At 72.7% G+C, this 11235-nt stretch carries 9 protein-coding genes; 7 read left to right on the forward strand and 2 right to left on the reverse strand.

Annotated elements, in window-relative coordinates:
- The first annotated feature begins 1 nt into the window (after position 1).
- Positions 2-796, forward strand: coding sequence for a lytic murein transglycosylase (locus tag ACZDWJ_RS11775; protein ID WP_463521148.1), 795 nt, complete (start codon positions 2-4; stop codon positions 794-796).
- Positions 797-811: 15 nt separating this feature from the next.
- On the opposite strand, the gene ACZDWJ_RS11780 is transcribed toward ACZDWJ_RS11775, so the two are convergent.
- Entirely contained in the window at positions 812-2182 is a 1371-nt protein-coding gene (locus ACZDWJ_RS11780; protein WP_463521149.1) for an aspartate aminotransferase family protein, read from the reverse strand.
- A gap of 135 nt (positions 2183-2317) precedes the next feature.
- Here ACZDWJ_RS11780 and ACZDWJ_RS11785 point away from each other — a divergent pair, with 135 nt between their 5' ends.
- The 3 genes from ACZDWJ_RS11785 (at position 2318) to gabT (ending at position 6511) form a co-directional block, all read left to right on the forward strand.
- Positions 2318-3748 (forward strand): gamma-aminobutyraldehyde dehydrogenase, encoded by a 1431-nt coding sequence (locus ACZDWJ_RS11785; protein ID WP_463521150.1) that lies wholly within the window; start codon positions 2318-2320, stop codon positions 3746-3748.
- Positions 3749-3897: 149 nt separating this feature from the next.
- Positions 3898-5148, forward strand: a complete 1251-nt coding sequence (locus ACZDWJ_RS11790) for a saccharopine dehydrogenase family protein (protein WP_463521151.1) — start codon at positions 3898-3900, stop codon at positions 5146-5148.
- Positions 5149-5179: 31 nt separating this feature from the next.
- The gene (gene gabT, locus ACZDWJ_RS11795; protein WP_463521152.1) at positions 5180-6511 is read left to right on the forward strand and encodes a 4-aminobutyrate--2-oxoglutarate transaminase; all 1332 of its coding nucleotides are present in this window, start codon (positions 5180-5182) and stop codon (positions 6509-6511) included.
- Here the strand turns inward: gabT and ACZDWJ_RS11800 are convergent.
- A complete protein-coding gene (locus ACZDWJ_RS11800) occupies positions 6501-7322 on the reverse strand; it encodes a polysaccharide deacetylase family protein (protein WP_463521153.1) in 822 nt (273 codons plus the stop codon). The two genes, gabT and ACZDWJ_RS11800, sit on opposite strands and share 11 nt — an antisense overlap.
- Positions 7323-7522: 200 nt before the next feature.
- On the opposite strand from ACZDWJ_RS11800, the gene dxr reads away from it, so the two are divergent.
- The 3 genes from dxr to ispG all read left to right on the forward strand — a co-directional run bounded on the left by dxr (position 7523) and on the right by ispG (position 11210).
- A complete protein-coding gene (dxr, locus tag ACZDWJ_RS11805; RefSeq protein ID WP_463521154.1) occupies positions 7523-8611 on the forward strand; it encodes a 1-deoxy-D-xylulose-5-phosphate reductoisomerase in 1089 nt (362 codons plus the stop codon).
- 7 nt (positions 8612-8618) lie between these two features.
- On the forward strand, positions 8619-9977 hold the full coding sequence (locus tag ACZDWJ_RS11810) for a M50 family metallopeptidase (RefSeq protein ID WP_463521155.1): 1359 nt from the start codon (positions 8619-8621) through the stop codon (positions 9975-9977).
- 81 nt (positions 9978-10058) lie between these two features.
- The gene (ispG, locus tag ACZDWJ_RS11815; RefSeq protein ID WP_463521156.1) at positions 10059-11210 is read left to right on the forward strand and encodes a flavodoxin-dependent (E)-4-hydroxy-3-methylbut-2-enyl-diphosphate synthase; all 1152 of its coding nucleotides are present in this window, start codon (positions 10059-10061) and stop codon (positions 11208-11210) included.
- Positions 11211-11235 lie beyond the last annotated feature (25 nt).

Genomic DNA, 11235 nt, shown 5'->3' on the forward strand with positions numbered 1-11235 from the left:
CGTGTCCCGTCGTGCCCGCCGTCGTCGCGGCCCGCGCCGCTCCGGCTGGCAGGCTCCGCGCACGCTCCTGCTCTTCGCCGTCCTCCTGGGCCTCTCGACGATCGTCGTCGGCGGGCTCTCCCGGCTCTATGCGCCCGAGCGCCCGCTCGACCTGACCCCGCCCGCCGACGTCGTCTCCGGCCCCGCGCCGGAGGCGGTCGCGCGGCCGGCCGAGGTCTCGCGCAGCGCGGGCGGACGCCCGGGCATCGACCCCGCCTGGCTGCGTCGCACGGCCGCCGCGGCGGGCATCCCCGAGGCGGCGCTGCGCGCCTACGCCCAGGCGCAGGTCGCCGACGTCGGCGGCTGCGGCATCGGCTGGACCACCCTGGCCGGCATCGGCTGGGTGGAGTCCCACCACGGCACCATCGGCGGTCGCACCCTCGAGGCCGACGGCCGCTCCGAGCCGCCGATCATCGGCCCGGCCCTCGACGGGTCCGGCTCCTTCCGCGCCCTGCGCTCGACGCCGGAGTCCCAGGCCTGGCACGGCGACCCGCGCTGGGAGCACGCCGTCGGCCCGATGCAGTTCCTGCGCTCGTCGTGGGACCGCTGGTCCGCCGACGGCGACGGCGACGGCGTCCGCGACCCCCTCGATCTCGACGACGCCGCGGCCGCCACGGCCCGCTACCTCTGCGCCGACGGACACGACCTGGCCACCGGCGCCGGCTGGTCGGCGGCGATCTTCAGCTACAACCACTCCGACGCCTACGTCCGCGACGTCTACGCCGCCGCCTCGTCCTACGCCGCCCGCACCTCCTGAGCGCGGGCCGACGCCTCAGATCATCGTCGAGGCCTTCTCCAGCACCACGCGGATGATCTGCTCCATCTCGGCGAAGTGCTCGGGGCCGCAGACCAGCGGGGGAGCGAGCTGGATGACGGGGTCGCCGCGGTCGTCGGCGCGGCAGTAGAGGCCCTCGGCGAACAGCGCCTTGGAGACGTAGCCGTAGAGGATGCGCTCGCACTCCTCGGCGGTGAAGGACTCCTTGGTGGTCTTGTCCTTGACCAGCTCGATGCCGTAGAAGAACCCGTCGCCGCGGACGTCGCCGACGATCGGCAGGTCGAGCAGCCGCTCGAGGGTGCCGCGGAAGACCGGCTCCTGGGTGCGGACGTGCTCGAGGACGCCCTCGTTCTCGAAGATCTCGAGGTTCTTCAGCGCGACGGCGCAGGCCACGGGGTGGCCGCCGAAGGTGTAGCCGTGGGCGAACATCGTGTCGCCGTGGAGGAAGGGCTCCATGAGGCGGTCGGTGGTGATCATCGCGCCGAGCGCGGCGTAGCCCGAGGTGAGGCCCTTGGCGCTGGTGATGATGTCGGGCAGGTAGTCGTAGCGCTGCGCGCCGAACATGTGGCCGAGGCGGCCGTAGGCGCAGATGACCTCGTCCGAGACCAGCAGGACGTCGTGCTCGTCGCAGATCTCCCGCACCCGCTGCCAGTAGCCGGGAGGCGGCGGGAAGCAGCCGCCGGCGTTCTGCACCGGCTCGAGGAAGACCGCGGCGACGGTCTCGGGGCCTTCGTTCTCGATCGCGACGCCGATCTGGTCGGCGGCCCAGCGGCCGAACGCCTCGGGGTCCTCGCCGTGCAGGGGCGCCCGGTAGAGGTTGGTGTTCGGGACGCGGAAGGTCGAGGGCACCAGGGGCTCGAAGGGCGCCTTGAGGCCGGGCAGGCCGGTGATCGAGAGCGCGCCGTGGGTGGTGCCGTGGTAGGCGATCGCGCGGCTGATGACCTTGTGCTTCATCGGCTTGCCGGTGAGCTTGAAGTAGTTCTTGGCCAGCTTCCAGGCCGACTCGACGGCCTCGCCGCCGCCGGAGGTGAAGAAGACGCGGTTGAGGTCGCCGGGGGCCTCGTGGGCCAGCCGCTCGGCGAGCTCGACGGCACGCGGGTGCGCGTAGGACCACAGCGGATGGAAGGCCAGCTCGCGTGCCTGCGCGGCGGCGGCGTCGGCGAGCTCGGTGCGGCCGTGGCCCAGCTGGCTGACGAACAGGCCGGCCAGGCCGTCGAGGTAGCGACGCCCGTGGTCGTCGAAGAGGTAGACGCCCTCGCCGCGCTCGATGACCGGCACGTCGCCGTGCTCGTAGGAGCCGTGCCGGGTGAAGTGCATCCACAGGTGGCTCTTCGCGGCGTGCTGGAGCTGGTCGTGATCGAGGGCCATGGCTCCATGGTGCGCGTCCGATCCGCTTCATGACAAGTCTTCGATTTCGGAATCCGTTGCAGGGAGGTAAATCCATCGCGAAATCCGTTGCATCACGCTGGACGCCCTCGGGAGCCCGGGCCTAGGCTCGCCGGCATGGCTGACCAGACCTTCTCCAACGTCATCGACGGCCGGCTGGTGCCGTCGGCCTCCGGCGCGACCTACGACGTCGTCGACCCCACCACCGGCGCGGTCTACGCGCAGGCGCCGATGTCGGCGCAGGAGGACGTCGACCGCGCCTACGCCGCCGCCGACCGCGCCTTCGAGACCTGGGGCCAGACGACGCCGCAGGAGCGCGCCGGCGCCCTGCTCAAGCTGGCCGACGCCATCGAGGCGCGGGTCGAGGACCTCAACGCCGTGGAGTGCAAGGACACCGGCAAGCCGATCGGCCTGACGATGTCGGAGGAGATGCCCTACGCCTCCGACCACTTCCGCTTCTTCGCCGGCGCGTGCCGGGTCATGAGCGGCAGCGCGGCCGGGGAGTACATGAGCGGGATGACCTCCTTCGTGCGGCGCGAGCCCATCGGCGTCGTCGGCCAGGTGACGCCGTGGAACTACCCGCTGCTGATGATGATCTGGAAGATCGCCCCCGCCCTCGCGGCCGGCAACACCGTCGTCCTCAAGCCCAGCGACACCACGCCCGCCAGCTCCACGTTGCTCGCCGAGATCGCCCAGGAGTTCCTCCCGGCGGGCGTGCTCAACGTGGTGTGCGGCGACCGCGACACCGGTCGCGCGCTGGTCTCCCACCCGACCCCGCAGATGGTGGCCATCACCGGCTCGGTGCGCGCCGGCATGGAGGTCGCCGGCGCCGCGGCCGCCGACCTCAAGCGCGTCCACCTCGAGCTCGGCGGCAAGGCGCCGGTCGTCGTCTTCGAGGACGCCGACCTCGGCGCCGCCGCCACCTCGATCGCCGAGGCCGGCCTGTTCAACGCCGGCCAGGACTGCACCGCCGCCACCCGCGTGCTGGTCGCCGACGCCGTGCACGACGAGTTCGTCGCCGCGCTCGCCGAGGCCGCAGCCGGTCTCAAGACCGGCATGCCCGACGACGAGGACACCTACTACGGGCCGCTCAACAACGTCGACCAGCTCGCGCGCGTCGCCGGCGTGGTCGACCGCCTGCCCGACCACGCCACGATCAGCACCGGCGGCCGGCAGGTCGGCGACGCCGGCTACTTCTACGCCCCCACCGTGCTCTCCGGCCTGCGCCAGGACGACGAGCAGGTGCAGACCGAGATCTTCGGGCCCGTCATGACCGTCCAGCGCTTCGCCGACGAGGGCGAGGCCCTGCGCCACGCCAACGGCGTCCAGTACGGGCTGGCCTCCAGCGTCTGGACCGCCGACCACGCCCGCGCCATGCGGATGTCCAAGCACCTCGACTTCGGCGTCGTGTGGATCAACACCCACATCCCCTTCGTCTCCGAGATGCCCCACGGCGGGTTCAAGCACTCCGGCTACGGCAAGGACCTCTCCATGTACGGCCTCGAGGACTACACCCGAGTCAAGCACGTCATGACCTCCCTCGGCTGAGCGCCGCGACACCGGCGCGCTGCCGGCGTTGTCGGCGCTCGACGGCCCGCTCCGCTCCAAGGCCGCCTTCGCGCCTCCGCCTTGGCATCACACCGCTCTCGCGACGCTCAGCTCGAGGGACCCACGCTCCACCGTGAGGAAGAACTGACATGAGGATCCTGCTGATCGGCGCCGGCGGCGTCGGGTCCGCCTTCGCGGCCATCGCCGCCCGGCGCGACTTCTTCGAGACGATCGTCGTCGCCGACCACGCGCTCGCGCGGGCCGAGGCGGCGGCCGCCACCGACGCCCGCTACGTCGCGGCGCAGATCGACGCCTCCTCGGCCGGGGCCGTCGAGGCGCTGTGCCGCGAGCACGCCATCACCCACGTGATGAACGCGGTCGACCCCGTCTTCGACATGCCGATCTTCGAGGGCGCGTTCGCCGCCGGCGCCGACTACCTCGACATGGCGATGTCGCTGTCCCGGCCGCACCCCGAGCGCCCCTACGAGGTGCCCGGCGTGAAGCTCGGCGACGAGCAGTTCGCGCGGGCGGGGGAGTGGGAGGCCGCGGGACGCCTGGCGCTGGTGGGCATCGGCGTCGAGCCGGGCCTCTCCGACGTCTTCGCCCGCTATGCCGCCGACCACCTCTTCAGCGAGATCGACGAGCTCGGCACCCGCGACGGCGCCAACCTCGTGGTCCGCGACGAGGAGGGCCGGGAGGTCTTCGCGCCGTCGTTCTCGATGTGGACCACCATCGAGGAGTGCCTCAACCCGCCGGTGATCTGGCAGGACGGCGCGTGGCACACCACCGCCCCCTTCTCCGAGCCCGAGGTCTTCTGCTTCCCCGAGGGCATCGGCCCGGTCGAGTGCGTGAACGTCGAGCACGAGGAGGTGCTCCTCATGCCGCGCTGGGTCGAGTGCCGCCGCGCCACCTTCAAGTACGGCCTGGGCGAGGAGATGATCACCATCCTCAAGGTGCTCCACCAGCTGGGCCTCGATCGCACCGAGCCGGTGCGGGTCAAGGGCGTCGAGGTGAGCCCGCGCGACGTCGTCGCGGCCGTGCTGCCCGACCCCGCCACCATCGGCTCGCGGATGACCGGCAAGACCTGCGCCGGGCTGTGGGTCACCGGCACCGGCAAGGACGGCGCCCCGCGCTCGACCTACCTCCACCACGTGGTCGACAACGAGTGGACGATGCGCGAGTACGGCCACCAGTGCGTGGTCTGGCAGACCGCGATCAATCCCGTCGTCGCCCTCGAGCTGCTGGCCACCGGCGTGTGGAGCGGCGCCGGCGTGCTCGGCCCCGAGGCCTTCGACGCCGTCCCGTTCCTCGACCTGCTCACCGCCTACGGCAGCCCCTGGGGCATCCAGGAGCTGACCCCGGGGCCCGCCGGGGGCGACTCGGCGACGCCCTCCTCCTGACGAACCGACCCCTCGGACCTAGGCTGATCCCATGACGCACGGTGGCCCCGCTCTTCCGCAGATCCGCAACCTCGTGACCGCGATCCCCGGACCTCTTTCGGCGCAGATGCTCGATCGCAAGAAGTCCTCCGTCGCCGACGGCGTCGGCACCGGTCTCCCGGTCTTCATCGCCGCGGCCGGCGGCGGCGTGCTCCTCGACGTCGACGGCAACAGCCTCATCGACCTCGGCTCGGGCATCGCCGTCACCACCGTCGGCAACGCCGCGCCGAAGGTCGTCGAGCGGGTGCGCGAGCAGCTGGAGTCCTTCACCCACACCTGCTTCATGGTCACCCCCTACGAGGGGTACGTCGCGGTGTGCGAGGCGCTGGCCGAGCTCACGCCGGGCGAGCACGCCAAGAAGTCCGCGCTGTTCAACTCCGGCGCCGAGGCGGTCGAGAACGCCGTCAAGATCGCGCGCGTGGCCACCGGCAAGGACGCCGTGGTCGTCTTCGACCACGCCTACCACGGCCGCACGAACCTCACGATGGCCATGACGGCCAAGAACATGCCCTACAAGCACGGCTTCGGGCCGTTCGCCGGCGAGGTCTACCGGGCGCCGATGAGCTACCCGCTGCGCGACGGCCTCTCCGGCGCCGAGGCCGCGGCCCGCGCCATCGACGTCATCGAGAAGCAGGTCGGCGCCACCAACGCCGCCTGCGTCGTCATCGAGCCGATCCAGGGCGAGGGCGGCTTCGTCGTCCCGGCGCAGGGCTTCCTGCCGGCGCTCGCGGCCTGGTGCCGCGAGAACGACGTGCTGCTGATCGCCGACGAGATCCAGTCGGGCTTCGCGCGCACCGGCGACTGGTTCGCCTGCGACCACGAGGGCGTCGTCCCCGACCTCGTCACCACGGCCAAGGGCATCGCCGGCGGCCTCCCGCTGGCCGCGGTCACCGGCCGCTCCGAGGTCATGGACGCCGTGCACGTCGGCGGCCTGGGCGGCACCTACGGCGGCAACCCGCTGGCCTGCGCCGCCGCGCTGGGCGCCATCGAGGAGATGCGCGAGCACGACCTGCGCGCTCGGGCCCGCGAGATCGAGACGCTCATGCGCACCCGGCTCGAGACGCTGCGCGAGCGGTTCCCGGTGATCGCCGAGGTCCGCGGCCGCGGCGCGATGCTGGCCATCGAGCTCCTCGGCCCCGACGGCGCGCCCGACGCCGCCCGCGCCGCCGCGGTCAACGCCGCCTGTCACCAGCGCGGCGTCGTCACCCTCACCTGCGGCACCTGGGGCAACGTCTTCCGGTTCCTGCCCTCGCTGGCCATGGGCGACGACCTGCTCCACGAGGCCTTCGACGTCGTCGCCGAGGCCTTCGAGGTCACCGCCTGAGGGCGGCCGGCTCGCCGCGGGCGTCCAGGGCCACGAAGCAGTAGCCCTGGGCCCGCAGCCGGCGCACCTCGCGCGGCACCGCGGCCACGGTGGCGGGGGAGTTGTCGACGCCGTCGTGCTGCAGCACCACGCTGCCGTCGCGGCCGTGCGCGCGCACCTGCCCGAGCACGCCGCTGGTGATGCGGCGCGTCGGCAGGCCGGTCCAGTCGCGGGAGTCGACGTTCCACAGCACGCTCACCAGGCCGAGGCTGCGGATGACCCGCTCGACCGCTGCGTTCGTCGCGCCGTAGGGCGGGCGCACCAGCCGCGACGGCGTGACGCCGGCGCGCCGCAGCGCCGTGGACGTGGCCCGGAGCTCGCTGCGCACCTGCGCCGCGGAGAGCGTGGTGAGGTCGGCGTGGTCCTCGGTGTGGTTGCCGATCGTGAAGCCGCTGCGGGCCACGAGCCGCGCGGCCGCCGGGGCCTCGCTGACCCGGCTGCCCACCATGAAGAAGGTGGCCGGCACGTCGAGGCGCCGCAGCACGCGCACCAGCCGCGGCGTCACCGTGGCCGAGGGTCCGTCGTCGAATGTGAGCGCCACGCGCCCGGAGCGGCAGGCCCAGGTTCCGACCTCGGAGCCGGGTGCCCGGGTGGCTCCGGTGGCTCGGCGTGCCGGCGTCCGCGGTGAGGCGGGCGGCGCCGGTGCGCGGTCGGCCGCGGCGGCCACCGGCGCGGCGGCCCGCGGACGCATCCGGTCCTCGGCGGTCGGCCCGGCCTGGGCGGCGACGGCGGCCAGGGCCGCCATCACCGTCAGCACCGTGACGACGCGCACCGCCAGTGCGGTGCGGCGGCGTCGAACGCGGTCCGGGAGGGCCGGCGGCGCAGGCGGGGACGAGGGAGCGTGGAGCACGAGCGGGGCCTTCTGGTGCAGGTGTGGCGGAGGGTGCGGACGCCAGTGTGAGTGCTCCTCGGGCCCGGAGGTTGCCGCGACGCGCCGTCGGGCCGGTGCGGGAGGGCTGCGAGGATGCTCCGGTGCGCGACGTCGTCATCCTCGGCTCCACCGGATCCATCGGCACCCAGGCCCTCGACCTGGTGCGGGACAACCCCGACCGGTTCCGCGTCGTCGGCCTCACCGCCGGCGGCTCCCAGCCCGACCTCCTGGCCGCCCAGGTGGCCGAGTTCGCCCCGCGGTTCCACGGCACGGGGGAGGAGGCCTCGGTGGAGGCGGCCGCGCTGGAGTGCGACGTCGTCCTCAACGGCATCACCGGCGCGGTCGGCCTGCGTCCGACCCTGGCCGCCCTCGAGGCCGGTCGCACCCTCGCCCTGGCCAACAAGGAGTCGCTGATCATCGGCGGCCCGCTGGTCGAGGAGATCGCCCGGCCGGGCCAGATCGTGCCGGTCGACAGCGAGCACAGCGCCATCGCGCAGAGCCTGCGCGCCGGCAGCGCCGCGGAGGTGCGACGCCTCGTGCTCACCGCGTCGGGCGGCCCGTTCCGCGGCCGCAGCCGCGAGGCGCTCCACGACGTCACCCCGGCCGAGGCCCTGGCGCACCCGAACTTCGCGATGGGCACGGTCATCACCACCAACTCCGCGACCCTGGTCAACAAGGGCCTGGAGGTGATCGAGGCCCACCTGCTCTTCGGCGTGCCCTTCGAGCGCATCGACGTCGTCGTCCACCCCCAGCAGCTGATCCACTCGATGGTCGAGTTCGTCGACGGCGCCGTCGTCGCCCAGCTCGGGCTGCCGACGATGCTCGTGCCGATCGCGCTCGGCCTCGGCTGGCCCGACCGCGTCCCCGACGCCGAGACGCCCATCGACTGGACCCGCGCCGCCGACTGGCGCTTCGAGCCGGTCGACGCCGTCGCGTTCCCGGCCATCGACCTCGCCCGCGACGCCGGCACCCGCGGCGGCACCGCGCCGGCGGTCTACAACGCGGCGAACGAGGCGTGCGTCGCGGCCTTCCATGAGAACCGCCTGAGGTTCACCGGGATCGTCGACGTGGTCGGCTCCGTCCTCGCCGCCCACGACGTACCCTCGGGAGGGCACCTCACGCTCGACGACGTCCTCGCGGCCGACGCCTGGGCGCGCGAGGAGGCCGCCCGCCTGATCGCCCGCTCCTAGGAGAACGATGACCGTCCTGCTCTACACGCTCGGCGTGCTGGTGTTCGCCCTGGCGATCCTGGCCTCGATCGGCCTGCACGAGCTGGGCCACATGATCCCGGCCAAGGCGTTCGGCGGGAAGGTCACCCAGTACTTCATCGGCTTCGGGCCGACGGTGTGGAGCAGGCAGGTCGGCGAGACCGAGTACGGCGTCAAGGCGATCCCGCTCGGCGGCTACGTCAAGATCGTCGGCATGCTGCCGCCGGGCGCCGAGCAGCTCGGCGAGGTCACCGTCGACGCCGACGGCAACCAGGTGACGCGGGTGCGCAAGTCCAACACCGGCATGTTCACCCAGCTCATCTCCGACGCCCGTGCCGCGGAGTGGGAGCTCGTGGGCCCCGACGACTCCGATCGCCTCTTCTACAAGATGGCGTCGTGGAAGAAGATCGTCGTGATGGCCGGCGGCCCGACGGTCAACCTGCTCATCGCCTTCTTCGTCTTCTGGCTGGTCTTCGCCACCTACGGCGTGCGCACGATCGAGGCGGCCCCGGGGCGGCCCGTCGTCGCCGAGGTCTCCCAGTGCGTGCTGCCCTACGCCGAGAGCGGCCGCGCCTGCACCGCGCAGGACCCCGCCGCCCCGGCGGCCGAGGCCGGCCTGCGTCCCGGTGACGTCATCACCTCCTTCAACGGCACCGCCGTGCGCGACTGGGACCAGCTGCGCGGCCTGATCCGCGACAACTCCGACGGCAAGGCCGTGATCGGCTACGAGCGCGACGGCCAGGCGCTCACCGGCACCACCAGCACCACCGTCGAGGCCCGCCCGACCTCCGACACCGACGCCGCGCTGCGCCAGGTCGGCTTCCTCGGCGTGAGCCCGCGCTCCGGGCTCGTGGTGGAGAAGGGCGGCCCGATCTACACCCTCGACCAGATGGGCACGATGGCGAAGCAGTCCGTCGAGGCCCTGGCGACGCTGCCGGTCAAGGTGTGGGGCGTGGCGAAGGCCATCGTCGGCGTCCAGGAGCGCGCGGCCGACAGCCCCATCAGCATCGTCGGCGGCGGTCGCATCGCCGGCGAGACCGTCTCGGAGTCGGCCATCGACAACGGCTCGAAGGCCGCCTACGTCGGCATGCTGATCGGCGGGTTCAACCTCTTCATCGGTCTGTTCAACTTCGTGCCGCTGCTGCCGCTCGACGGCGGCCACATCGCCAGCGCCGCCTGGGAGTGGCTGCGCCGGGGTCTGGCGCGTCTGCGCCGGCGTCCCGACCCGGGCTACGTCGACGCCGCCCGGCTGCTGCCCATCGCCTACGTCGTGGCCAGCTTCATCCTGCTCATGGGCGTGGTGCTGATCGTCGCCGACCTCGTGGTGCCGGTCTCGGTGACCGGCTGAGTCCTCGGCTCGTCGGCCCGGCCCACCTCGCCCACCCCGGCGATCGGGGCGCGGCCGCGACCCCGCAGTAGGCTCGGAGACATGACCAGCATCAGCCTCGGCATGCCGGAGGCCCCGCCCCCGGTGCTCGCGCCCCGCCGGAAGACCCGCCAGATCCAGGTGGGCAGCGTGGGCGTCGGCAGCGACCACCCGATCTCGGTGCAGTCGATGACCACCACCCTCACCGCCGACGTCAACTCCACGCTCCAGCAGATCGCCGAGCTGACCGCCGCCGGCTGCGACATCGTCCGCGTCGCCTGCCCCAGCCAGGACGACGCCGAGGCCCTCCCGGCCATCGCCACGAAGTCGCAGATCCCGGTCATCGCCGACATCCACTTCCAGCCGAAGTACGTCTTCGCCGCCATCGACGCCGGCTGCGCCGCCGTGCGCGTCAACCCCGGCAACATCAAGAAGTTCGACGACCAGGTCAAGGAGATCGCCAAGGCGGCCCAGGACCGCGGCACCTCGATCCGCATCGGCGTCAACGCCGGCTCCCTCGACAAGCGCCTGCTGGAGAAGTACGGCAAGGCGACGCCCGAGGCGCTGGTGGAGTCCGCGGTCTGGGAGGCCTCGCTGTTCGAGGAGCACGGCTTCCGCGACTTCAAGATCTCGGTCAAGCACAACGACCCCGTCGTCATGGTCCGCGCCTACGAGCTGCTCGCCGAGCGGGGCGACTGGCCGCTGCACCTCGGCGTCACCGAGGCCGGTCCCGCCTTCCAGGGCACCATCAAGTCGGCCACCGCGTTCGGCGCGCTGCTGAGCAAGGGCATCGGCGACACCATCCGCGTCTCCCTCTCGGCCCCGCCGGTCGAGGAGGTCAAGGTCGGCATCCAGATCCTGCAGTCGCTGAACCTGCGACCGCGCAGGCTCGAGATCGTCTCCTGCCCCTCCTGCGGCCGGGCCCAGGTCGACGTCTACAAGCTCGCCGAGGAGGTCACCGCCGGCCTCGACGGCCTCGAGGTGCCGCTGCGCGTGGCCGTCATGGGCTGCGTCGTCAACGGCCCGGGCGAGGCCCGCGAGGCCGACCTCGGCGTCGCCTCGGGCAACGGCAAGGGCCAGATCTTCGTCAAGGGCGAGGTCATCAAGACCGTGCCGGAGTCGCAGATCGTCGAGACCCTCATCGAGGAGGCCATGCGCATCGCCGAGGGCATGGAGGCCGTCGACGGCGCCGCCCCCGAGGTCAACGTCGGCTGAGCTCGTCCCCGACCCAGCACCGGAC

The organism is Nocardioides sp. B129/18 (genome assembly GCF_055282735.1).